A 26660-nucleotide genomic window follows, 5' to 3' on the forward strand; every position below is an offset into this window, starting at 1 on the left:
TAATGCCGATTAGGGTCATGGCTTATATGGAACAACTATGGCATTAATCGTTCAAAAATATGGCGGTACTTCTATGGGTACTCCCGAGCGCATTTTAAATGTTGCTCGTCGTGTAAAGCGTTGGCATGACCACGGCCACAAGGTTGTAGTGGTTGTATCCGCAATGAGTGGTGAAACAAACCGCTTATTGGCTTTAGCGAAAGCCATTACCGAAACCCCTGATCCTCGTGAACTAGACCAAATGGTGTCTACGGGTGAACAGGTAACGATTTCAATGTTAGCAATGGCGCTCAATTCAATTGGTGTTGAAGCTAAGTCACTCACAGGTCGCCAAGTTGGTATCAAAACTGACAGCGCGTTTACCAAAGCCCGTATCGAATCTATTGATACAGATGTGATGACAAATCATTTGGATGCAGGTCGTGTCATTGTAGTTGCAGGCTTCCAAGGTTTCGACATTGATGGCAATACAACAACTTTAGGCCGTGGCGGTTCTGATACTTCTGGTGTTGCACTTGCTGCAGCATTAAAAGCAGATGAATGTCAGATTTATACAGATGTGGATGGGGTTTATACCACTGATCCTCGTGTTGCACCTAAAGCAAAAAAAGTTGATCGCATTTCATTTGAAGAAATGCTTGAAATGGCATCTCTCGGTTCTAAAGTATTGCAAATTCGTTCTGTTGAATTTGCAGGAAAATACCAAGTGCCTTTACGCGTATTATCAAGTTTTGATAATGACAATGATGGCGCATTCGACGAAGATTTCAAAAACAATGTCGGAACACTAATCACTACTGAAGCGGAAGACAATATGGAACAGCCAATTATTTCTGGTATCGCATTTAACCGTGACGAAGCTAAATTAACAATTTTAGGTGTACCTGATGAACCAGGTATTGCATCTAAAATCTTATCGCCTATTGGTGCTGCAAACGTTGAAGTGGATATGATCATCCAAAACGTTGAAGAAGATGGCACAACTGACTTCACTTTTACCGTGAATCGTGGTGAACTTAAAAAAGCCAAAGCAATCCTAGAAGAAACGGCTACAGCGATTGGTGCGCGTGAAGTTGCTACGCGTGATGACATTGTTAAAGTGTCAATTGTTGGCGTAGGTATGCGTTCTCATGCAGGTGTTGCAAGTAAAATGTTTACTGCACTTGCAGATGAAGGGATTAATATCCTGATGATCTCGACTTCTGAAATCAAAATTTCTGTGATTATTGAAGAAAATTACTTAGAACTTGCAGTTCGTTCACTCCATACAGCCTTCGGTTTAGACCGTGAACATGGCGAATCGAGTGCGCGTGCATAATTTTTGATCAAATATAGCTACTTATTCGCTGTTTTGACCAAGAAAAAATCAGAGCCACTATAGTGTTTTCTATAGTGGCTCTGTTATATTAGTTTTGAGGTTTTAGAGAAATTTCAATAGAGCAATGTGAAAATGAAAAACTTGTCACATTATTCTGTTAAAATTATCGGTGCTATTTAAAGTTGTGTTTTCTAGTTTTTAGAAATTCATCGCAGGTTTAGCGTTTAAGCAAGGAGATAAACATGCTGATTCTGACCCGCCGTGTCGGAGAAACTTTGATGATTGGGGATCAAGTCAGTGTTACTGTGCTTGGTGTTAAAGGCAACCAAGTTCGTATTGGTGTAAATGCCCCAAAAGAAGTTTCTGTACATCGCGAAGAAATTTATCAACGTATTCAACATGAGCGTGCTATGCACGAGCATTTGCAACATATTGATCAAGATTATCAACCTTCTTTTGAAGATGATAATTCGCAAAACACCTATAATCGTTAAGATTATAGTGGTTTTGGAAACTAAAGCGGCTTTTAAGCCGCTTTAAATTTTTATTGATCAGTAAAAACATCATCCGTTTTATTCAAGACCTAGTGCTTTTCTGACTGGTGAATAGCTACGACGATGTTGATCAATCACACCATGTTCAGCAATGGCTTCAAAGTGTGCTTTGGTTGGATAACCTTTATGTTTTGCAAAACCAAATTGCGGATATTGCTTGTCTAATTCAACCATTTCATGATCACGCGTTACTTTGGCCAAAATACTTGCCGCACTGATCTCAGCATGTAAAGCATCCCCGCCTACAACAGCATCACAGCTCATGCTTAAGCCTTTAGGAACTTTATTGCCATCTACAAGCACATGTTCTGGTACAGTTTTAAGTGCCTCTACAGCACGTCGCATCGCCAATAATGAAGCTTGTAAAATATTCAGCTCATCAATTTCTTGATGTGTTGCTTCAGCAATTGCCCAAGCAATCGCTTTTTCCTGAATTTCAATGAATAACTTTTCACGTTTTTTTTCAGTTAATTTTTTAGAATCATTTAAGCCTTGAATTGGCTTGTTTGGATCTAAAATTACTGCAGCCGCGACCACAGAGCCAACCAATGGACCTCGTCCTGCTTCATCTACACCAGCAACTAACATTTTCTTTCCTATCATAAAAGAAGCTCAACAGGTTTTATCTGAGTTTATACATCATCATCTTGAGATGATGACAGATTGAAAGCCTTTTTCTTTGTACATAAATTCAATCGGCTGATCAAAATTTAGAATATTTTGCTTCGCGTGAATGACGCCATATAAAGAAAACAGCATCACTCCTAAGACCATGAATTTATCAATATAGAAAAATCTGTATCAATAAATTCATATGCCTTTGATGCTTTAATGCAATTATCTCATCGCTTCCGCAACACATGCATTAATTGTTTTTGTCACCACATTTGAAACAATCGTAGCACGCGCTTGAGGGTCTAAAGCAGCTGTTGCCAAATCTACCGTGCTGACACTTTGTGGTGCTTTTTCACTGACACAACCACAAATTTCACTTTGTACATTGTTTTTCTGATCTGCAGTCATGACTTTTGTTGCAGTCTTCCAAGCAGGTAAATTATTCAGTTCAGTTGTGCATTTCGCATTGATCGCAATTTTAAGCGCAACACCACCTAACTGCTGAGTTGTTGACGCTGCTGCAGCACCTGTTGGGTCATTGGTCGCGCAAGCCGATAGAGCTAAAGCGATTGAAGCAAGAAAGACAACGCGTTTTTTCACAATTTTTTCCTTTTTATGAGATAAAGCTGGGCTATTTTGCCTAAACTTATACTTGGATTAAACTAAAAATTTGAATAATCACATCATTAGACGCTAAATGGATAAATATTTCACAATTATTGCTTTAAGCGTTGCAAATTTAAAACAATACGTTGAATTTTTAGAACTGATTTCTTTTAATAAAATCCATATTATAAGCACTAAATTAAATCGGAATCTGTGTCATGCAACAAAAATCACAATACTATACAAGGACAGCACAATGGTTGCATTGGATTATGGCAATCATCTTTATTACCGCTTGGGTCATTGGTTTTTATAGTGGCAATTTTTTAAGCTATGATGTCGATGGGCCGTTTAAAGGTGATGTCATTACCTTACATAAGAATATTGCATCGGTGATTATCTTTTTGGTGATTATCCGTATCTTTTGGCGTTACACTCACCCTGCACCTGAACTACCTGAAACCATGTCACCATTGATGAAAACTTTGGCTCATTTAGGTCACTTGGGTTTATATTTCATGTTATTGGCATTGCCAATCACAGGGTGTTTATTTAGCTGGAGTGCTGGTCATCCCGTGCCTGTATTGTACTTATTTGAGATTCCAAGACTTGTACAAGATAACCCCGATTTAACAGCGATTGTAAAACCTTTGCATATTTATATTTCATGGGCTGCAGGCTTACTTCTTGTCGGACATGTTCTGGCTGCGCTCAAACACCATTTCATTGATAAAGACAATGTATTGAAAAGTATGACACGACAAGGTTAGTCGAATATAAATTAAAAAATCTAGCAAAGCACATCAAAACGGTGTGCTTTTTTATATTTTTATTGTGGTTTAAATTTATGCTGCTTAAATTCTAGATCTTTACTTTAATGCTTCCTTTGCACAACCTTTTAAACTATTCATCACCGCTTGTTGAATCAACTTATTTTTTGCAGCTTCATTAAACGTTGCCATAACCAGCTGTTTAGCAGGGACATCATTCAAAGCATTCTCACTGACACAGCCACAGATTTTTTGCTGTGCATGTTGCTGTTGTGCAGCTGTCCATAAAAATGAGGATACTTGCCAAATCTTTGACGCTTTTAATTCACTGGCACACTGCTGTTCGATTAAAGGTTTTAACATCTTATGCGTAATCGTTTCTGTACTTGAATCAGCACATGCAACAGTCACAGGTAAAATAATGAATAAGGTTAAACTTGTTAAAAATTTCATTCTATTTTCCTCATGAAAAAAAGCAGTGTTCACACACTGCTTTTATAGGCTTAAAGAATATAGCTTGATTTAAGCCAATTGATCAATTTGATTGTTCCATTTTTGCTTTTCTTCATTTGAAATAAATGATGCTTCAAATGAATTTTTTGCCAATTGCTTTAACTCTGTATTGGAAAGATCTAGCGCTTCAGCAATCGAAATAAAATTATCATTCATATAGCCACCAAAATAAGATGGGTCATCTGAATTGACAGTCACATGTACACCTTTTTGCAATAAACGGTGAATATTATGTTGTGCCATATCATCCACCACACATAATTTTAAATTGCTCAGTGGGCAAACAGTCAAAGGCATCTTTTCTGCAATTAAACGTTGCATCAGTGCTGGGTCTTCTTCTGAACGCACCCCGTGGTCAATACGGTTTACTTTTAATAAATCTAAAGCTTCCCAGACATATTCAGCAGGCCCTTCTTCTCCCGCATGTGCAACCACCAAGAAACCTTCTTTACGTGCTTGAGCAAAAACTCGTTCAAACTTAGCTGGTGGATGCCCAACTTCGCTTGAATCTAAACCTACAGCAATAATTTGATCTTTATATGGCAAGGCTTGCTTTAACGTTTCAAATGCTGCTTCTTCACTTAAGTGACGTAGGAAACACATGATCAAATGAGAGCTTATACCCAACTTTGTTTGAGCATCATCGCATGCACGCTGTAAGCCATTGATCACCGTTTCAAAGGCAACACCACGGTCGGTATGTGTTTGTGGATCAAAGAACATTTCTGTATGTACAACTTTATCCTCTGCACATTTTTCAAAATATGCCCAGGCTAAATCATAAAAGTCTTGTTCATTGATCAGTACATTGGCACCTGCATAATAAATATCAAGGAAAGACTGTAGATTATGAAAGTTATATGCTTGTTTGACTTCTTCTACAGATTTATACGGGATATCAATTTGATTACGCTGAGCTATCGCAAACATCAGCTCAGGCTCAAACGTGCCTTCGATATGTACATGGAGTTCTGCCTTGGGTAAGGCACGAATAAGTTCTAATCTATTCACGTTTTTCCTCAAACTTATTAAATTAAATTTCAATCATCCAAATCGCTTGGATTCATTTCAATCTGATTAAAACAAAAAAGGGTGCAAACTTGAGTTTACACCCTTTTCTTATTTAAATTTATTAACCACCAAATGCAACGAATTTAATTACCCAGAGCACAGCAATGATCCAAACCATATATGGAACTGTTTTTGCTTTACCTGTAAATAATTTAACCAATGCATAGCTGATAAAGCCCATTGCAATACCGTCCGCAATAGAATAAGCAAATGGCATAAATACAATGGTTAAAAATGCTGGAACTGCCTCGGTAATATCATCCCATTCAATATTGATGATGCCTTGAATCATCAACACACCAACGAATAATAATGCTGGAGCAGTCGCAAATCCAGGAACAGATTGTGCCAGTGGTGCTAAAAATAAACACGCTAAAAATAAAATACCGACAACAACTGCAGTTAAACCTGTACGACCGCCTGCAGCAACACCCGCCGATGACTCAATATAAGGCGTTGTTGATGATGTCCCCAAAGCAGCACCGGCAACAATCGCAGTTGAATCAGCAAATAGCGCTTTTTTCAAACGTGGTAATTTACCGTCTTTCAATAAACCAGCACGATGTGAAACCCCGACCAATGTTCCAGTTGAGTCAAATAAATCAACCAAGAAAAATACGAAAATCACACCCACTAAACTTACCGTAAATAAGTTTTCAAAATTCATTTGCATGAATGTTGGTGCAATAGAAGGGATTGAACCAACAACCCCTTTAAATTCATTTAAACCTAAAGCTGTTGAAATACCAGTGACCGCTAAAATACTGATAATAATTGCGCCACGAATTTTATAGTGGTGCATAATCACGATCAGGAAAAAACCCAGTAATGTCAGTAAAACTGTAGGTTGTTTTAAATCGCCCAAACCCACCAAAGTTGCTTGATTTGCAACAATAATGCCTGAGTTTTTCAATGCAACCAGTGCAAGGAATAATCCAATACCACCACCGATTGCAAATTTCAATGACATTGGAATCGCATTGACAATGGCTTCACGGATTTTAAACATGCTAATTGCGATGAAGACAAGTCCGGAAACAAATACAGCAGCCAAAGCGGTTTGCCATTCAACGCCCATACCTAAACAAACGGAATAGGTAAAATAAGCATTCAGCCCCATACCTGGTGCAAGTGCAATCGGATAGTTTGCAACAACCCCCATGACCAAACAACCAATCGCAGCGGCCAAACACGTTGCCACAAATACGGCGCCATGATCCATACCTGTTTCTGAAAGAATCAATGGGTTAACAATGATGATGTAGCACATTGTTAAAAATGTCGTTAAACCTGCCAGTATTTCGGTTCTAAACGTTGTTTTGTTTTCGCTCAGTTTAAATAAGCGTTCAAGCAAACCCGCTGAAGGATTTGGATTCGTCATTGTTGAGCCCCTGTTAAGTTTGAGCTATTCGTTGATAAAATCGAGTTCATTTAAAAAAATGCTAAATGCCGTCAATTAAGGCCATAATTCAGCATTCAATAAACATACCAAAATGACATTTCCGATAAAAAACTTGAATTAAAAAAGCTGCAGATTAGCAGCTTTCGTTTTCTAGAAGATTTAACGGTCGTTATCGATTACATATTACAAATTATAACATACAGTTTAAATAATTTTATCAATCTGACGCTTTTAGTCATCCAATTCATGTGAACTCAGAAGTTTAATGCTTTAAGGATATACAGTGCCTAAATCAAATCACAGTATTACTTAGTTTGAGATGATTGTGATTATTAGGATTAGACTCAATTTTCCGAATAGTTAAATTCGCATCTTTGATAATATCTTGCATTTCTTGTTGTTTTTTTTGTTGCGAATCGACATAAGAGAAATAGCCTAGAAATATCACACTACTCAACACGAAAAAAGTTACAAGCTTTACCATTTCAAAATCAAATCAAGGTATAAATTTCGCTGATTATACACATAAACGTGACATAAATAACACTTTAACAATAAAATTGTCTGACAAATCACAAGTATTAACTTGCGCTTTCATAGTGCATGCTAAATTTTAGAGCCTGATATACATCTAAAATGGTGCTATTTATTTTAAATAATGATTAAAAAACAACATTAAACTTAATCAATCAAACACAGCTTTTAAATAAATAAGGTTTTCAATAACAATAGCTTAGACGGCTTATCTTGCACACTTTAAAATGCATGTAAGCTTTTAAAGTGTGTAAGCTTTTAAATCAGTAATGTTTAAATACGCTATTCAAAGATTTAAGCCAAGTCACTTAAGTTTTTACATCGTGCCTTCAACTTATATTGCCACCTAAGGCTGCAATCAGTTGGGCTGTATTTTTTAACTGCAACTGCTTGAGCTGTAAAGTTGCCTGTTCCGCCTGTAAGGTTAAATTCTGTGCTGTAACCACCTCTAAATAACTGACTAAGCCGGCATTATAGCGACGAGTTACAACTTGTTCATTTTCTAAAGCAAGTTTAAATAGTTGAGCCTGCTCAGATTGTTGCTGTTTAAAACTGGATGACTGTAAAAGCGCGTCTTCCACCTCTTTCCAACCCGTTAAAACAGCCTGTCTATACGCTGCTGCTTTTTCAGCATAACTCGCTTGTGCTTGTGCAATCTCAGCCTTACGTTTTCCACCGTCAAATATCAATGTCGTTGTTTGTAAGCCCGTCGACCATAAATACTGTGGTGCTTGAAACAGTTGACTCAACACGCGGCTATTTAATTCACCGGTTAAACCAATACTGAGATCAGGTAACCATGCTGTTTGAGCCAAGCCCAATTGGGCATGTGTTGCCGCCAATTCACGTTCAGCATGGATTACATCAGGACGCTGGATCAGCATCCGACTTGGTAGCTGAGTTGGTAATGTTGGAACTTGAAAGTGCTGTTCCTGTTTGGCCAATTGAAATTGAGCAACTGTTTTACCTTGTACCACAGCTAAAATATTTTCTTGTAAATCACGTTCCCGCTGGGTTTCTATCTGCTGGATTTGCACTTGCTTGAGCTGTGTTTCAGCCTGTATCACATCCGCGCGCGCAATCATTCCAGCAACATATTGGTTATTTAAAATTTTGACGGAACGCTGATAACTGTGTTGAGTTTGTCGTAAAACATCCAACTGTGCATCCAGTATTCGGATATTCCAATAGGTTTCTGTGCCCAATAATTGTTGATTGAGTTTAATTGCGGCTAAGTCAGCCTGTGAAGCCTCTAAATTTGCCTGTTGCCCTTCAATCGCTTTAGCGACTCTGCCCCATAAATCAGGAATCCAACTGACCTGAACACCCGTCGTAAATTGGTTGTTTGGCGTACTGTCCTTTGTTCCACTACGTTGTGCAGAACCATTTAACTTTAAACTTGGCAAACGGTTAGCGCGTTGCTGCTCAAGTAAGGCATTGGCTTGTTGATAACGTGCTTCAGCTTGTTTCAGACTCAAATTTTCTTGATTCAATTGCTGCATCAATTGACTGAGAATAGGATCTTGAAAGATTTCCCACCAAGTGTTGGCATTGACGTCTAAGCTTGAGGTTTTTTTCCAATTTAAAACAGCATATTTATAATGATCATCCGTTTGAAGGACTGGCACTTTATATTCAGGCGGATGCAACACAACAGTAGAATTGCATGCAGTCAATATCAAGAACACACTAAGGCACATGACATTTTTAACGATTAAACTCTGCATTATATTTTCCTATTTACCTCAATGAAGTGCGTATTTATTTTTTAATTTCAAACAAGATTCAGCACATTTTTCCAACACCAAATACAAGACAGGCGTTGTATACAATGTCAACAATTGACCCAAGGCTAAACCACCTACAATGACTACCCCCAAAGGCTGACGTAGCTCAGCCCCTTCTCCCCAGCTAAGTGCCAGTGGAATTGCACCCAGTAACGCGGCAGTATTGGTCATCAGAATTGGACGGAAACGAAGTGCTGCGGCAGATAAAATAGCCTGATATGCAGTCTTGCCTGCTCTTCTTTCTAATAAAGTAAAATCAATTAAAAGAATGGCATTTTTTACAACAATTCCGATCAATAAAAACATGCCCAAGAGTGCAATTAAGGTGAATTGGAAATTAAATAACCATAAGGTCAACAAAGCCCCCAAAGCCACTGCGGGTACTGTCGATAAAATTGTCAATGGATGAAGCAGACTTTCATAGGTAACCCCGAGAACGATATAAATAAGTAAGATCACCACAAAGACAAGTAACGGCGTCGATAAACCAGCCTGCAAACTTTCCGCCTCGACATCTTTATCTGTCATGATAAAAATTTCATTGGGTAACATGACTTCGGGCAAGACACTACGAATAGCTGCATCCGCTTGTTCATAGCTATAGCCTTGTTTAACCACATAACCAATCCCCATTGCGGCATATTGGTTGCGTCGATAAACCCGATCATTGGTGATGCCATAAGACCATGTGGCAAAATTACTGAGTGGTACAGCAATACCTTGTTGGTTTGGAATGCGTACATTTGCCAGCGCTTCAGGGTGTTCAGTAAAGTGTTTATCGACTTCCATCACCACATAAAACTGTTGGGTTTGATCATAAATAGTCGAAATTTGGCGCTGCGAAAATGAGTTATTGAGTACGCTTGAAATATTGTCTATATCCACACCCAAACGACGTGCTGCTTCACGGTCTATGTCTAAAGTCACATGCTGGGCACCTTCATCGCCCATGGTTTCAACTTCTTCTAACTCTGGAAGCTTCTGCATTGCCTGAGCAACTTTAGGCACCCACTGACGTAACAACGCAACATCATCAGATTGCAGTAACAACAAATAATCTTGCCCACTTCCACTTGAAAATGGATCATCCAATTCTAGTTCCTGTTTGACTTGTGCAGAAAAAATCGCACCTGCCAGCCATGGGGCATTTTTTTTAATTCTGTCTACAATTTCATGTGAAGATTTGCCATCTCGCTCAGCTTTGGGTTTTAAACTCACCATTAAAAAAGAATTGGTGATTCCGCCAGCACCACCAGACGTACCAATCACATCTTTGACTGCGGGATCCTTTAATAGACTTTCGCTAAAGGTGGCGATTTTAGGCTGCATAATTTGAAAGGAGAAGCCATCATCCCCCCGAATAAAAGCTTCAACCCGTCCAGTATCTTGCTCAGGTAATACCCGTTTGGGTAATGTTTGATAGACATATACAGAAGCAGCGATTGCACCGCCCCATAGCAGAATGACCAAATAACCATGTTTAATCATCCATTTCAGTGAATGTAAATAAAGCTGACTCAAGCCTTGCATCAAACGATGGCTATAGCGATATAAAGCCTGGTGTTGATAACGCTCCAATGGTTTTAAACAGCGTGCAGATAAGCTTGGCGTAAGGACTAGGGAGACAAATACAGATAAAATAATGATAAAAATCAGTGTTAAAGAAAACTCCCTAAATAATCGTTCGATTACACCACCCATAAATAGCACGGAAATAAAGATCACCACCAAAGCCAAATTCATTGCCAGCAAGGTCAGACCAACTTCTCGAATACCATTTAAGGCAGCTTGTATAGGCTGTTCACCTTGTTCTATATGACGTTCTATGTTTTCCAAAACCACAATTGCATCATCAACCACAAGTCCAATCGCAACAATCACCGCCATAATCGACAAGTTATTCAATGAAAATCCAGCGAGATAAACCAGACTGCATGCGCCAATCAAAGTCACCAGCAAAGCAATACTTGGTACAAGAGCACTTTGCAGACGACCTAACATCAGAGCGACCACAATAATCACCAAAAGCATGGAAAATAATAAAGTATCCCTTGCCTCATTTAAGCCTGCCCGAATAATTTCCGATCCATCCATCACTGTGGTCAGTTGTGAATCTGCTGGAATTAATCTGCTTAACTCTGGTAGTTTTTCTTTGATCTTTTCAATTGTGGCAACGGTATTTGCATTGGGCTGACGGCTGATTTTGATAATGACCGCGGGTTTACCATTGTGAAAACCACTTACATAACGGTTTTCGACCGAATCCTGTACCTCAGCCACATCTTTTAAACGAACAACTGTCTGACCATTTTGATTTACGATCAAATTGGCAAAATCACTCGCTTTTTTTAAATGACTTGGAAGCTCAACTTGCCAACGCAACTGTTCAGTTTCAATTACCCCTAAGGCTTGTACTGTATTACTTTTTACAATCGCTTCACGAACTTGCTCCAAAGATACCCCTTGTGAAATCAACGCATTTGGATTGAGTTGAATTCGCACAGCAGGCATAGATGCCCCGTCAATGACAACTTCCCCAACCCCATTAATTTGCGCAAGATTTGGCTGCAGCTGATTGCTGGCAATTTCATAGAGTTTGCCCGCAGAAAGATGTTCTGAACTCAAAGCCAAATAAAAAATTGGACTCTGGCTTGGATTGATCTTGAAATATTCAGGAGGGCTTGGCATTCCAGAAGGCAGCTGTGACATCGCAGCATTGATTGCAGCTTGGACCTCTCTGGCGGCTTCATTGATGTCAGTGTTTAAATCAAAATGCAAAACCACTTGGGTTGCGCTTTGATTACTTGAAGAATTAATCGCTTTTACCCCTGAAACGCCCATCATGGCACGCTCTAACGGCGTCGCCACGGTGGCAGACATGCTTTCAGGACTTGCACCCGGTAAATTTGCTCGCACCACAATCGTTGGAATATCTGCCTGTGGTAAAGCGGCTACAGGTAAGCGAAAATAGGCCAATATACCTAATAATACAATTGCGATTCCCAGTAAAATACTCGCAACAGGTCGGTGAATAAAGGTCGAGAGAAAGGTCAAAACTCTCTCCTTGTCGTATCCTGCTCTGCGGATAAATCATCTACAGATATATCTGAATTGGAGTGTTGCAATGAATATTGCAGACGATCAAAAAATAAATAAACCACTGGTGTAGTAAATAAAGTAAGGACTTGGCTTAAAATCAAACCACCGACCATGACGATCCCGAGAGGCTGACGTAATTCTGCCCCTGAACCCGATGCAAGCATCAACGGAATTGCCCCAACCAGTGCCGCAAGTGTGGTCATTAAAATTGGGCGAAAACGCATTAGTGCAGCTTGATAAATCGCTTGCTGTGCTGACAATCCGTCATGACGTTGTGCAGCCAAAGCAAAATCCACCATCATGATGCCATTTTTCTTGACCAGACCAATCAATAAAATGATTCCAATCAAGGCAATCATGTCCAATGGTCGATTGACCATAAACAATGCCAACAAAGCACCAATTGCAGCAGAGGGCAAGGTAGAAAGAATGGTTATCGGGTGAATAAAACTTTCGTACAGAATGCCTAACACAATGTACATGGTCAGTATTGCTGCAATCACCAACCAAAAAGTATGTTGTTGCGAGTTCTCATAGGCAGCGGCTGCACCTTGCAGTTTTACTTTGACTTCTGTTGGTAGATTTAGACGCTGTTGTACGCGATCAATCGCTTTGATCGCATCCCCGAGCGCGACCCCTGATGCAAGATTAAAAGATACCCCATTGGCTGGAAATTGTGATTGCTGTTGCAGAATAATAGGCACGCGTTTTTGCACAATATTGGCAACAGAACTGAGTAATATCGGTTCTCCTTGCTTATTGTGAATATAAGTTTGCCCTAAAGCATCTATACCTTGAGTGAATGTTGGGTCAAGTTCTAAAACAATACGATATTGATTAGATTGCGTGTATAAAGTTGCAATCTGGCGCTGCGCAAATAAATTTTGTAAAGCTAAACTGATATCTTCAATGTTTAAACCCAAACGTGCTGCAGCATCTCGATTGACATCAATAAATGCTTGTAAGCCTTGTCCACCCTCTTCACTGGTGACTTGGGCAAATTCAGGTTGTTGTCGTAAAGCATCAACAAATATAGGGGTCCATTCGGCTAAATCTGTCGTTTTAGCAGCGCTTATACTTAGTTGATATTGAGTACGACTAATTTTATCTTCAATACTCAACTCTTGTACTGGTTGCATCCAGCCTTGAATCCCTTCAACTTGAGCGAACTGTTCTCTAAGTCGTGCCATAATTTGATCTACAGGATCTCTTTCAGCATGCGGCTTTAGATTAATTAAAATACGCCCATTACTCAGTTTTGGATTATTGGTATCTATACCAATAAATGAAGACAAACTTTCCACAGCAGGATCTTTTAATATCTGCCCCGCGAGTGCTTGTTGACGCTCACTCATGGCTTGGAATGAAATATCATCAGGCGCTTCAGTCACCACCTGTATGACCCCACTGTCCTGTACAGGGAAAAAGCCTTTGGGAATCATCCAATACAGCAGACCTGCTAAAATGACGCTACTCAACATCACCGCAAGAGTCAGTACTTGATGCCGAAAAACCCACTGTAAAGCTTTACCGTATTGCTGGATAATTCGGTCTAGACTCCAGCGACTGTGTGAACTGGGATGTTCGGCATTTTTTAATAAATATGCGCACATCATTGGCGTCAATGTGAGTGATACCACCAATGAAATTGCGATTGCTGCTGCTAAAGTGACAGCAAATTCATGGAACAGACGCCCAACCACATCCCCCATAAACAGTAATGGGATTAATACTGCGATTAGGGAAATCGTCAGGGAAATTAAGGTAAAGCCGATTTCTTTAGACCCTTTAAGCGCGGCTTGCAATAAGCTTTCGCCGGCCTCTCGATGTCGTGCAATATTTTCCAACATCACAATTGCATCATCGACTACAAAACCTGTCGCAATGGTGAGTGCCATTAAAGTCAGATTATTGACAGAAAAGCCTAAAAAATACATGACGACAAAAGTACCAATAATCGACAGTGGTACGGCAATGCTGGGAATAATCGTAGCGGATAAATTTCTTAAAAATAAAAAAGTCACCATCACCACCAAGCACACGGCAAAAACCAATTCTTTTTGCACATCATCAATGGAGCTGCGAATACTCTCAGTTCGATCGGTTAACACTCGAATTTTGACATTTTCAGGCAGATTTTTTTGTAGCTCAGGCAAGATTTGCTTAATCTGATCTGCAACTTGAATCACATTGGCATTCGGTTGGCGCTGTACATTGACCAAGATTGCAGCTTGACTGCCTGCCCAAGCCGCCATATAGCGATCTTCGCTCCCTTCTATGACTTTTGCCACATCTCTAAGACGTATCGGTGCGCCATTGTTCCAGCGTAAAATTAGATTTTCATAATCTGCAATCGAACGAATTTGATCATTGGCATCCAACATGGTGGTGCGATATGGTCCATCAAAGCTGCCTTTGGGTTGATTTGCATTGGCAGAATTAATTGCGGATCGTACATCCTCAGCACTCATTTTATAGGCAGCGAGTGCCGCAGCATTCATTTGCACGCGTATTGCTGGACGTTGCCCACCCGCAAGGCTAACCATCCCGACACCTGAAAGCTGAGAAAGCTTTTGTGCAACTCGGGTGTCCACCATGTCATAGACTGTTGTTAAAGGTAAAGTTTCTGAACTGATGGCAAGGGTAATCACAGGAACATCAGCAGGATTTACTTTACGGTAAATCGGTGGTGCTGGTAGATCATTGGGTAATTTACTGCTGGCGGTACTGAGTGCTGACTGTACTTCCTGTTCAACGACACCAAGCTCTGCGCTCAGTTCAAACTGCAAGGTAATAACAGATGCGCCCACTGAACTACTGGAAGACATTTGCTTTAAACCAGCAATTTTGCCCATTTCTCGTTCGAGTGGTGCGGTGATTGTGCGTTGTACCGTATCGGGATTAGCACCAGGTTGAAAAGTATAGACTTGAATAATTGGATAATCGACCTGTGGCAAGGCAGAGACAGGTAGCAATCGCCAAACCAAGAAACCACTCAACAGCAGTGCTAACATCAATAATGTGGTTGCGACTGGACGTAAAATAAAGAATCGTGAAATATTCATGATTTATCCAGCAGTTGGCTTGGCCGTAGAAATTGGCTGTTGATTTTCTGCAACAATTTGAACTTCTTTGCCTTCCGAAAGACGATCAATTCCTTCAAGTACTACTTTTTCGCTCCCCTTTAATCCGTCTAAAACTTCAATTTGACCATTTGAGGTCATCCCCAGTTTTAACATGCGAATTTCGGCTTTGTTTTGCGGATTGATAATATAAACATAGCTGCCTTTTGCACCATGTTGTACGGCATCACTTGGGATACTGATTGCATTTTGAATGGTTTGAGTCTTTAAACGCACATTGACAAACTGATTTGGAAATAAAGCATCATCCTGATTTGTAAAAATTGCTTTTATTTTTAAAGTTCCAGTACTGATATCAATCTGATTATCTATTGCTTGTACATGCCCTAGCGCAAGTTGTTTTTGTTCTGTTTTATCCCAAGCACTTGCCAACACATTATCGCCATTTTTTAAGGATTGACGCAGATTTACTAAATGGTTTTCTGCCACTGCAAATTGCACAAAAATTGGATGCACTTGAGTGATACTGACTAAACCAGCACTTTCATTGGCTTGAATAAGGTTGCCAGCATCTTTCTGTCTAAATCCAACCCGCCCCTCAATAGGTGCATAAATTTTAGTATAAGACAGCTGTAGTTTTGCAGCATCTACTTGCGCCTTGTTCGCCTGTATCTGACCTTTAAGCTGGTTGACCAGCGCCAATTGCTGTTCTACTTGTTGTTTCGCAATCGAATCTTGTTTAAACAGCAATTGATAGCGCTGCAACTCTGTTTCAGCATTGTGCAACTGTGCTAAATTCTGCTGCCGTGTTCCTTCAGCCTGTGCAAGTGCGACCTGAAATGGCGCTGGATCAATTTGTGCAAGGAGCTGTCCTTTTTTTACGGTTTGCCCTTCTTTAAAATAAATCTGCTGTAAAACCCCAGCAACCTGACTTTGTACATTCACAGTATGCGTAGGAATGACTGTACCAATTGCTTTGATTTCAACCTGTAAATCTTGTCGTTGTACTGGCACAGTTCGCACGGGTACAGGTTTACTCCATTGGCTATATTCCTCTGCGGGTTTGGATGAGGTTTTTTTCCAATAGAAGCCTGCTAGTCCGAAAATAATCAGCAGCATAAATCCAATTAAATATTTAAACTTACGGTCAATAAAACTTTTTTTTGGGTTTACATTTACAGATGGCTTACTCATAAAAACTCTTATTCATACAGTCGCAGAACGATCAAAATTTACAATTGCGAAATAAATAAAGTGAAATTTCAAAGTTATTCATCATTTATCAATTAGATAATAATGTGAAATTTCACAATTACTAACCACCCATCTCATTAATAATCAAGAAGAAATAGTCTTTTAGCTCGCTAATTATCATGTTGCATTTTGTAATTCTTATTATTGCATTTAATAATCATTATCACTATCATTATTTTCAACACATCCTTTAACCAATAAAACTCCATGTTGTTGGCTTTTCAAACAGGCAACGCTTATGAATTTGAACGTACAAAAGCAGCAATGGTTTGATCATATTTATCAAGACCATCAAAATACTTTACTTTTGTGGTTCAAACATAAACTTCACAACCATCACCACTCTGAAGATCTTAGTCAGGAAGTTTTTTATCGTGCATTAAAAAGTAACTACTGTTTTGAAAATATTAAAGAACCCAAAGCATGGTTATTGGGAATTGCGAAACACGTGATTATTGATCATTGGCGCCACCAACAAGTTGAACACTTATATCTAGATGCACTAATACATACACCACAGGATGGCTATCCATCTGTAGAACATGAAATATGTATTCGAGAAAGTGTCTATCAAGTTCAACAAACGCTAGAAAAGCTACCCGAACGCGTCGCACAGGTTTTTTTATTATCACAAATGGAAGATATGACTTACCGCGCAATCGGTGAAAAACTTAATATTTCTGAAGCCACAGTAAAACGAGATATGAAACAAGCTTTTTTAGCCTGTTCTAGTATTTATACTACGACATTTAACTCATAGTTTTTTTACTTATAAAACAAATGATTCAATAAAAATAAGTAGATAAAGCCGATTAGGTATATTTAAAAATCCATCTCGAACTTTCATGACATCAATCTATTGATAATACAAATAGTTATAACCCTCTTCCCTATTCGCGCCTGCTCGCTATTGTTGTTACATCCAACGATATCCCTCATTTAAATCATAAAAAAATGAGCTTTTTTTAAAATAAAAACGACTAAGTAGATGAATATGACTCATACGAGAATTTAATGAAGGAACATCAAAGCAAACATGCATTAGCAATTGCAATTCGAACTGCAATTTGGGGCGGATCTATTTGTTTAATACATGGATCTGTATTTGCAGCACCGAACCCATCTGATGGCCAAGAACAAAACTCTACTCAGCTTCCTACCATCACTGTATCTGCCAATAATACCAATAGCCTTACAACCGAAGGCTCTGGTTTATATACCGCTAAAGCTACTACCGCATCAACAGGCTTGGCACTCAGCCTAAAAGAAACACCGCAATCAGTTAGTGTCATGACTCAGCAAAGAATGCAAGATCAAAACCTTACACAATTGACTGATGTTGCAAACCAAGTTGCAGGATTAACCGTTAGCCAGTCTGGAAATGTAGGTTCCGATACTTCACCAATTTACTCACGCGGTAAAAGTGTAGATAGCTATTTACTTGATGGTGTAAAACTCCTAAGTACTTACTCTTCTATTTTTCAAAGCCAAGACACTGCACTTTTCGATAGAATTGAAGTGGTACGAGGAGCGACAGGTTTAATGACTGGTGCAGGTTCCGCCAGCGCTAGTATTAATATGGTTCGGAAAAAACCATTACAAGATTTTAAAGCATCAATCAGCACAGATCTTAGCTCATGGGATTCATACCGTTTCGATGGCGATATCTCAACACCTCTTAATCAATCGGGTACGCTTCGTGGACGTGCTGTCGTTGCTTATCAGAACTCGGACTCATACATAGACCGCTTCAATGAAGAACGCAAAGTGGCCTATGCGGTTGTTGACACTGATTTGTCAGATAAGACTCAAGCAAGTCTAGGCTTAAGCTATCAACAAATTTATATTACTGGACAAGCTCGTGGTGGTTTGCCTGCTTTTTATAGTGATGGGACACGAACAAACTGGTCTCGATCAGATTCAGCAGCACCCAGTTGGTCTTACTCAGATCGAACAACCACTTCACTCTTTGCCGATGTCAATCATCAATTTAATGATAACTGGAAATTAAAGGCTTCATTAGCACGTATCATTACGGACTCAGATGAATTAGTTGGCTATGCAAGTGGTGGAACACCCAACAAAGAAACTGGTAGTGGGGTTTCGATTTATTCTACTCACTGGGCTTATAAACCAATTCAAGACTTGTTTAATGTCAGCTTAAACGGCTCATTTGATTTATTTAATCAAACCCATGATGTGATCTTTGGTTCAACATTAACCAGAAGTGAAAATAGCCAGCCGTACTTTACCAATTGGTGGATTGAGGGTTGGAGTGGAAATATTGATAATATATATAAATGGGATGGGAATACGCCTGCACGTCCAAATAATCCTGCCGTAGGATGGACCAAAGAAAATAATACAAGTTCATCATTTTATACCGCAGCTCGGTTTAAATTAAGTGATGATTTAGCACTGTTGTTGGGATCACGCTTAGAAAATTGGAAGTTAAAAAAAGAAGATAACGACTATAAAGAAAATAAAATTACAATAACCAATCGAAAAGAAGAAAATAAACTCATTCCTTATATTGGCGTAGTTTATGATCTCACTCCCAATTGGTCTGCTTATGCGAGTTATACAAATATATTTTCTCCACAAGATCTAAAAACAAAAGCTGGGGATTATATAGACCCATTAGAGGGAAATAGTACAGAACTTGGAATCAAGGGTGCTTTTTTTGACAATCAACTTAATCTAAGTGCAGCAATCTATGAAAATAAAGAAGATAATTTTGCGGTCGCGATTCCTGAACAGCCAGATGGCTCGCATTTAGCTCCTGATGGATCTCAGGCATATATAGCAGAATCTGGAACCAAAAGTCGTGGTATTGAATTAGAAGCCACAGGAAAACTCACAGATGCTTGGCAAATCTCCTCAAGCTTTGCCCGAAATTTAAGCCGAGACCGTAATGGCAAGCTATTAAACTCTAATATTCCAAGTAATACTGCCAAACTTTATACAACCTATAAACTTCCTTATCTTAATGAAGCACTAACCGTTGGCGGAGGTGTTCGTTGGCAAAGTGAAATTCAATCAGCAGATCAGAAATTTACCCAGAGTGAATACAGTGTTGTTGATTTAATGGCACGTTATAAAATAAACAATAAATTAACAGCCAATCTCAATATAAATAATCTTTTTGATAAAAAGTATTATTTAACAACAGGTAATAGCTACTACGGCGCACCGATTAATTTTAGAGTGGGGTTAAAATACGATTGGTAATTCTAAAATCTATTTATGATTAGCTAAACATTAGACTTCTTTCATAAGCCTATTTTAAAACATAGATCAAGATAAAATCCCCCTCTTCCTAGCCTTCTCCCAGTGGGAGAAGGGACTTTCAATAGCAATATGATTTACGCCATATAATCATTTTTTGATTTATGAAAGATCTTTATTGATTTAGCTTTAAATAAACCAATGAGTTAGATGTAGAAGAAATTAGCTTAAAAGTGATTTTCTCTACAAATTCAAATGTTATCAATATAACTAAAATTAACTCCTCTGCTGGTCTAGCAGTAAACCTCATCTATTGTTTTTCCGTTGATTGTTAGACTAACTATACCTATTTTTAAATTTATACTGAAATCTTTGTCAATAATGAATATTATTTATACAAATTAAAATTTATATAGGAATATTTTATGGCTCTAATTTCATGCTATGAGTGTAATAAAACAATTTCAAATTCTGCGAATTCATGTCCACATTGTGGTGCGCCTTCTAAAAATAATTTTAGAACTTATTCTCCCTTAGATACCCCATTTGAAGAAAATGCAATTTCTACAGAATATAAGAAAGTACCATTTTTTATAGCTCTTCTTATCGTTTTATGCCCAATCTTATTTGTGTGGCTTTTGCTTGATCGTAATTATTCCCCGAAGGATAAAAAAATTGGTTTCATATATTTAGCAATAAGTGTCATTTTCTTTATTTTTTTTGTTAAACCATTTGGAATTGAAAATCAACCAAATATTGAACCAACTGAAACTCCCTATCCAGCTTATAATCAAGAAAAAACACCTGCAGAAACAGTGGAAAACCACCCCATTCAAACTACAGCCCATCAAAAAAGTAAAACAAATATTCAGGTTTCAGCTCTAAAATATTATGCGGATTACCAACAAAATGAAGTTTCCGCAGATCAAAAATACAAAGGAAATACCTTACTGTTGCAAGGTATGGTCTTTGGTATAAACAAAGATTACAGTGATCAAATTTACCTTAGTATACTTGGCTCAAACAATTATTATGGTATAGATCGAATACATGCAAACCTCTTGCCAACCGAACTACAAACAGCATCCAAATTAGTTAAAGGTGATATTGTGCAACTTATCTGTACTGGTGGAACCATGATAATGGGATTCCCAATACTGGATGATTGTCAGATTCATGGTATAGATCAGGAACAACATCAAAGAATTACAGGAAGCACAAAATATCTACCAGCAAAACCTACTACTTCACCCTCCAATAATCCAAATTACACAGTTACATCACAAAAGATCGTTACTATTAACTCAGATGAAAGAGATAACGAAACAAGAATTACCCCAACTCAAAGTACTGATAATAAAAATAACTCTCTTTCTAATGAAGTAAATAATGAATTAAATAATGCAAATCCATCAGATAATATGGAACATTAAAACCTAATTCATAACACCCGGGGCATTATGTTTTATTTTAATGCCTTGAGCTGTCGTGACTTTAGTTGTTGTTACAGTATTGGCGTAGTTAGTATTTTGCACTGTTAAATTCACCTGTGGAGTCGTAACAGAATTTTATTACGTCCCTCCGTCATCATCCTGTTTAAAACACTTGCAGTGTACTTATTCTGACTTGGTTAATTAGGCGCAGATCACTTATTAGATGAATTGAGATTATTTGAATACCCAACGCGTTGCACCCGCCCCCACCATAATTATCAAGGGCTCGCTTTAGTACAAAATCAATAATTTTATGCTGAAGTTCAGGACTTGATATAAATTATTTCTAAGCTGCCTGTTTGGCAGTGAACGACATTCTTTGTGTAATCATCATTCTTTTCACTTTCTAAGCTGCCTATATGGCAGTGAACCCGCTAATACAATCATTGATTCAATATCAATTATTTCTAAGCTGCCTATATGGCAGTGAACTAATTCGGTCAATAGGAAGATCGCCGATTTCATTTCTAAGCTGCCTATATGGCAGTGAACCAAAAGATACACAGAGCGCTTTAGAGGAGCAATTTCTAAGCTGCCTATATGGCAGTGAACTTTAAATTTTTGCTGAGTAGCAAAATTGTCTTTTTCTAAGCTGCCTATATGGCAGTGAACTTCCCAATTGACTTAATTGAACCATGCATTCATTTCTAAGCTGCCTATATGGCAGTGAACTTTAAATTTTTGCTGAGTAGCAAAATTGTCTTTTTCTAAGCTGCCTATATGGCAGTGAACTTCCCAATTGACTTAATTGAACCATGCATTCATTTCTAAGCTGCCTATATGGCAGTGAACTTAACACCACCTTGTAAATATGCAACCCCATATTTCTAAGCTGCCTATATGGCAGTGAACAAGACAAGACGGGAATTAATCTCTGATTTATATTTCTAAGCTGCCTATATGGCAGTGAACAAGCCTTTTTGTGAATATGAGTATGGTTTTTGTTTCTAAGCTGCCTATATGGCAGTGAACAGATATGTTGGTGGGATGGTAAACCCCTTAGATTTCTAAGCTGCCTATATGGCAGTGAACTAATGTTGATTGATGAGGATTGCACTTACATTTTTCTAAGCTGCCTATATGGCAGTGAACTTGGATTTCTTATCGTTTTTCATTCGAGATAATTTCTAAGCTGCCTATATGGCAGTGAACGCACAGGCGTAGAGTGAAAGTTAAAGTACATTTTTCTAAGCTGCCTATATGGCAGTGAACAAATGCCCAAAGAAGATATTCAGTATTTAATTTTTCTAAGCTGCCTATATGGCAGTGAACGCTAGATTCTGTAAGTGCTGAGATATCAAAAGTTTCTAAGCTGCCTATATGGCAGTGAACGGCATGAGGAAGCTAAAAGACAGGGAGAAAAGTTTTCTAAGCTGCCTATATGGCAGTGAACTAAACCACAAAGACGCACAATTACCAAAGCGTTTTCTAAGCTGCCTATATGGCAGTGAACGTAACACCACCGCTACCTTTACTCATTTGAACTTTCTAAGCTGCCTATATGGCAGTGAACGCTACTCGACAATAAAAATAATGCTCGATTACTTTCTAAGCTGCCTATATGGCAGTGAACCAGAATGGCGCAACACGATGGAATACCCACAATTTCTAAGCTGCCTATATGGCAGTGAACATTGGGAAAAGATCGAACTCGATTATCGAGCATTTCTAAGCTGCCTATATGGCAGTGAACTTAGATGCCAATGCACTAATCGATGCTCAAATTTTCTAAGCTGCCTATATGGCAGTGAACTTCATGAATAGATCAAATGCTTTTTCGGTATTTTTCTAAGCTGCCTATATGGCAGTGAACTAAATCATGCATATTGTGAAATATAATGTCAGTTTCTAAGCTGCCTATATGGCAGTGAACGAATTAAATCTTTCTTAGCATTACTTGAGCGTTTTCTAAGCTGCCTATATGGCAGTGAACTCTCTAGTAACTGTGTGCAACTTGGAGTTATATTTCTAAGCTGCCTATATGGCAGTGAACCATAACCAATAATATTTCCTTCTACCTTTTGATTTCTAAGCTGCCTATATGGCAGTGAACTATAATTTTAAATCAAAAAACATTCTGATAACAGCAAGTTAAATATAAAAACCATAAAATACCCAAAGTTATTTAGAACATATATAACCTACTGATTTTATTAAACTATAGAATTATCAAAAAAATATTGGGGGAAATTTTTGGTGCGAACAAAAAATTCCTAAATTCTGAAGATCATTGCTTTACTATTTTATATACAGCACTTGATTCATCGAAATAAAATCACTTCCTAATAAAAATACATAACAAAAAAACCATCCAAAGATGGTTTTTCTAACGCATGATTTATTAATTGAAGTGAAGTCAATCTTCATTTCAATATAATTGATTAAAATTTAAAGGTTGCACCTACAAATACTTTTTGACGCTCAACGAAGTATGTATCTGCACCATTTGACAATTTTTTATCAAGTAAATTAGTAAAGCCACCACGTACAGTGAGCTTATCATTGACTTGATAATTGCTTGCTAGATTTACAATCGTATGCGGTTTTTGCATCGTAGGAGTAGCGCTTTTATCAGTTAAATATTGCTTACCTAAATATTGCGCAGACAATTCTACATTGAGTGGATCTATCGGTTGCCAATTTAGGGCTGAATTTACCGTTAATTTTGAAGTGGTCAGTAAGGTGGCACCAGTATCTTCATTTTTTGCTTTTAAGAAATACGTTGCATTATTATTCCATTTTAGATTGTCTAAAACTGGGAAATTTACAACCATTTCTAGACCACGCGTTACTGCATTTTGAATATTTTCATTTCGAGTAAACCAAATACCACCTTCGTGACCTAACGGCGAATAAGTGATTTTATTTTTAAAATCTGTATGGAAGAATGTCAAACCTAAATCTGTACCAAAACCAGTATAATTTACACCAATTTCATAGTTTGTGCTTTCCTCAGGCTTAAGGTTTGGATTACCTGTCATAAAGCAGCTACCACCCGTATAGGTATCTGGCTTTTGCTTACTGTCATACCAAATTTTACCTCTTAACCCATTGCAACCATTCCCACCAGATTCAGTTGCCCCACCAGGAGATGATTCTTTCACAGTTGGTGCACGGAAACCTTTTGCGATCCCCCCTTTAATCACAAGATCATCCGTTGGACTATAAACTAAATAACCGCGTGGACTATGGTGATCACCATATTTATCATCATGATCTAAACGATTCCCTACGGTTAATGTCAAATTATCGAGCAGTGAAATATTGTCTTCAAGAAATAATGCCCAATTCTTATTGTTTACTGTAGGATCGGTATAGCTTTTCCCATCCCAACTACCACCTGGTAGAGTGCCAATTGTGTCAGTATTGGTTAATTCTTGTTTTTTCCATTGACCACCAACAGTTAAGACTTGCTTAAACATTGCCTCTAATGGCATGGTTAAGCTACCTTCAACAATCAATTCATTTGATTTACTCGTAACCTTATTAATACTTGAATCATAATCATTGTAGTATGCGCTTAACTTAGATTTACCAATTGCCCACTCACCATCATGAGATACGCTATATGAATTATGTTCTAATTTTTTAGCTCCCCAACTGGTCTCCTGTTCTGCACCTGTTGTGGCGTTAATTTGAGAACCCTTTTCATTCTTTTGGATACTGTGCCCTGCTTCAAAACTGAATGACTGTTTATCTGTTGCCTGATAGTGCAACATCGCATTGTAGTTTTGATCTTGAGAACCTGTGGTTCCGTTACCTGCTGAATATTTCTTATCTGCCTCTCGTTCAGTCATCCCTGCAGTCAAGCGCAGACCTAAGGTATCCGTTAATGGACCAGCAGCCATGACACCTGTTTGTAAAGAAGTGCCTAAATCAGACGAAGTTGTTGGCTGAGTATAATTTAAAGTGACATTACCGCCCCAAGCATTGGGAATCTTCTTAGTAATAATATTAATTACACCTCCCATGGCATCTGAACCATATAAGGAAGACATTGGACCACGAACGACTTCAATTCTTTCAATCATATCGGGTGTAATCCAGTTTAAATCCTGACGACCTAAATCTGGACGATAACTTACATCTCTTGAAGACCCGATGCGTTTACCATCAACTAAAATCAATGTGTAATTGTCTGGTAAACCACGCAATTTAATCTTAGAACCTTCCTTCGAAGGACTAATTCCACCGGTTACCCCAGGAACTTTACTCAATAACTCTCCAAGACTACCCACAGGCTGTTTTTCGATATCTTCGCTTGTAATAACACTAATACTTGCTGGTGCTTCTTTAACATCTACTGCCTGACTACTCGCAGTCACTACAATTGTTTTTAACTTTGTCGCATCTTCAGAAGTATCTTTTGCATATGCTGAAATTGACATTGCGGTGAGTATAGAAATTGACAGCGTTTGAAATCTTAATTGTTTATTCATGTTAATACGCAACTTAAATTAAGGAGGAATTGTGAAAGAATTGTTGCGCATTGTATTTGAGCAAAACATCAAATGCAATTACTAATAATAATAATTATCATTTATTTAATTTTAATTTATGGTCAATTAACAGAAAAACACTTAATCATAATCATATGAAAAACAATGCTATAAAGGTCAAAACTAAGCTGAAGTTTTGTCAAAAAAGAATTCAAAAAATCTATTTATCGTATTGTTTCTAGGCTTTATTTTCAAAAAGAGCTTACAAGCCATAAAACGGCCTGTAAGCTCTCTTTTGCTTATTTACTCAATATCATCAAGCTCAAATTGATCAGCTTTACAGAATCAAATATATTAAAAATTTATAAATATCAAAATCATCAATAATTAATACAACATTTTTGATCAATCTTACTCAGTTTTCTCTGATTCAATATAAATAAGACCCGCTTTTCCCCCTAAAAAGCACAGTCCTATTTCTTGATAAAATTGATAATTTAAATATTACTTTTTCGGTAAAGTCGGTTTAGTCGCGTAATCGACACCATGCTTTTCTAAATACTCACGAATCAGTTGGCGAACCACTTGTGAAGGCTTTAGATCCTGACGGTTGCACAATTCTTCAAAAGCTTCCTTTTTGTTCGGGTCTATCAAAATAGTTAATCTTGCTGTTTTATTTTCCATATCCCCAATCTCTTAATTTATTTAGAAATAGAATTCTAATAACATTTATGAGATTTTCAATGATATTTTTTTATTTTATGGTATTCATATTTATAACTTTACATTCATAGACTTAAGTCGACTATTTCACTCAAGTTTTAACATCTTTATACAGTCTATATTCGGGCTGTATTTATATGCTAAATATGCATTCTATTTTCTTAGTATTGA

At 38.0% G+C, this 26660-nt stretch carries 17 protein-coding genes and 1 CRISPR repeat array; of the genes, 6 read left to right on the forward strand and 11 right to left on the reverse strand.

The features are described from left to right. Window positions 1-37 precede the first annotated feature (37 nt). Window positions 38-1318, forward strand: coding sequence for an aspartate kinase (locus L3V46_RS12145; RefSeq protein WP_004721171.1), 1281 nt, complete (start codon window positions 38-40; stop codon window positions 1316-1318). A gap of 242 nt (window positions 1319-1560) precedes the next feature. After that, on the forward strand, window positions 1561-1812 hold the full coding sequence (csrA, locus tag L3V46_RS12150) for a carbon storage regulator CsrA (RefSeq protein WP_004721174.1): 252 nt from the start codon (window positions 1561-1563) through the stop codon (window positions 1810-1812). 78 nt (window positions 1813-1890) lie between these two features. Here csrA and rnhB read toward each other — a convergent pair whose 3' ends face one another. Beyond that, window positions 1891-2460, reverse strand: a complete 570-nt coding sequence (gene rnhB, locus L3V46_RS12155) for a ribonuclease HII (RefSeq protein ID WP_004820802.1) — start codon at window positions 2458-2460, stop codon at window positions 1891-1893. A gap of 249 nt (window positions 2461-2709) precedes the next feature. Next, window positions 2710-3087, reverse strand: coding sequence for a hypothetical protein (locus L3V46_RS12160; protein ID WP_004820799.1), 378 nt, complete (start codon window positions 3085-3087; stop codon window positions 2710-2712). A gap of 224 nt (window positions 3088-3311) precedes the next feature. Here L3V46_RS12160 and L3V46_RS12165 point away from each other — a divergent pair, with 224 nt between their 5' ends. After that, window positions 3312-3863, forward strand: coding sequence for a cytochrome b (locus tag L3V46_RS12165; protein WP_004721181.1), 552 nt, complete (start codon window positions 3312-3314; stop codon window positions 3861-3863). A gap of 99 nt (window positions 3864-3962) precedes the next feature. Here the strand turns inward: L3V46_RS12165 and L3V46_RS12170 are convergent, their stop codons facing one another. The 7 genes from L3V46_RS12170 to L3V46_RS12200 all read right to left on the reverse strand — a co-directional run bounded on the left by L3V46_RS12170 (window position 3963) and on the right by L3V46_RS12200 (window position 16546). Next, window positions 3963-4316, reverse strand: coding sequence for a hypothetical protein (locus L3V46_RS12170; RefSeq protein WP_034611944.1), 354 nt, complete (start codon window positions 4314-4316; stop codon window positions 3963-3965). 69 nt (window positions 4317-4385) lie between these two features. Next, window positions 4386-5387 (reverse strand): adenosine deaminase, encoded by a 1002-nt coding sequence (locus L3V46_RS12175; protein ID WP_004721186.1) that lies wholly within the window; start codon window positions 5385-5387, stop codon window positions 4386-4388. Window positions 5388-5508: 121 nt separating this feature from the next. Continuing rightward, window positions 5509-6828, reverse strand: coding sequence for an NCS2 family permease (locus tag L3V46_RS12180; RefSeq protein ID WP_239045807.1), 1320 nt, complete (start codon window positions 6826-6828; stop codon window positions 5509-5511). A gap of 884 nt (window positions 6829-7712) precedes the next feature. Beyond that, window positions 7713-9110 carry an efflux transporter outer membrane subunit gene (locus tag L3V46_RS12185; protein WP_239045808.1) on the reverse strand — a complete coding sequence of 466 codons (1398 nt, stop codon included), beginning with the start codon at window positions 9108-9110 and terminating at the stop codon, window positions 7713-7715. A gap of 18 nt (window positions 9111-9128) precedes the next feature. Beyond that, window positions 9129-12224: an efflux RND transporter permease subunit gene (locus L3V46_RS12190; RefSeq protein WP_239045809.1), complete on the reverse strand. Its 3096-nt coding sequence runs from the start codon at window positions 12222-12224 to the stop codon at window positions 9129-9131. Continuing rightward, window positions 12221-15334: a multidrug efflux RND transporter permease subunit gene (locus tag L3V46_RS12195; protein WP_239045810.1), complete on the reverse strand. Its 3114-nt coding sequence runs from the start codon at window positions 15332-15334 to the stop codon at window positions 12221-12223. The genes L3V46_RS12190 and L3V46_RS12195 overlap by 4 nt, the downstream gene beginning before the upstream one ends. Before the next feature lie 3 nt (window positions 15335-15337). Then, window positions 15338-16546, reverse strand: coding sequence for an efflux RND transporter periplasmic adaptor subunit (locus L3V46_RS12200; RefSeq protein ID WP_239045811.1), 1209 nt, complete (start codon window positions 16544-16546; stop codon window positions 15338-15340). Between the two features lie 298 nt (window positions 16547-16844). Here L3V46_RS12200 and L3V46_RS12205 point away from each other — a divergent pair, with 298 nt between their 5' ends. The 3 genes from L3V46_RS12205 to L3V46_RS12215 all read left to right on the forward strand — a co-directional run bounded on the left by L3V46_RS12205 (window position 16845) and on the right by L3V46_RS12215 (window position 21267). Beyond that, window positions 16845-17366, forward strand: coding sequence for an RNA polymerase sigma factor (locus L3V46_RS12205; protein WP_004820783.1), 522 nt, complete (start codon window positions 16845-16847; stop codon window positions 17364-17366). A 254-nt stretch (window positions 17367-17620) separates the two neighbouring features. Further along, a complete protein-coding gene (locus L3V46_RS12210) occupies window positions 17621-19837 on the forward strand; it encodes a TonB-dependent siderophore receptor (protein ID WP_034611927.1) in 2217 nt (738 codons plus the stop codon). A 422-nt stretch (window positions 19838-20259) separates the two neighbouring features. After that, entirely contained in the window at window positions 20260-21267 is a 1008-nt protein-coding gene (locus tag L3V46_RS12215) for a hypothetical protein (protein ID WP_051670995.1), read from the forward strand. A 343-nt stretch (window positions 21268-21610) separates the two neighbouring features. Continuing rightward, a CRISPR array of direct repeats spans window positions 21611-23380; the repeat unit is 28 nt; unit sequence TTTCTAAGCTGCCTATATGGCAGTGAAC. A gap of 328 nt (window positions 23381-23708) precedes the next feature. Here L3V46_RS12215 and L3V46_RS12220 read toward each other — a convergent pair. After that, window positions 23709-25766, reverse strand: a complete 2058-nt coding sequence (locus L3V46_RS12220) for a TonB-dependent receptor (protein ID WP_239045812.1) — start codon at window positions 25764-25766, stop codon at window positions 23709-23711. A gap of 504 nt (window positions 25767-26270) precedes the next feature. Continuing rightward, window positions 26271-26450, reverse strand: a complete 180-nt coding sequence (locus tag L3V46_RS12225; protein WP_004721206.1) for a ribbon-helix-helix protein, CopG family — start codon at window positions 26448-26450, stop codon at window positions 26271-26273. Window positions 26451-26660 lie beyond the last annotated feature (210 nt).

Source organism: Acinetobacter sp. AG3 (assembly GCF_022343575.1).
GTDB classification, from domain to species: domain Bacteria; phylum Pseudomonadota; class Gammaproteobacteria; order Pseudomonadales; family Moraxellaceae; genus Acinetobacter; species Acinetobacter guillouiae.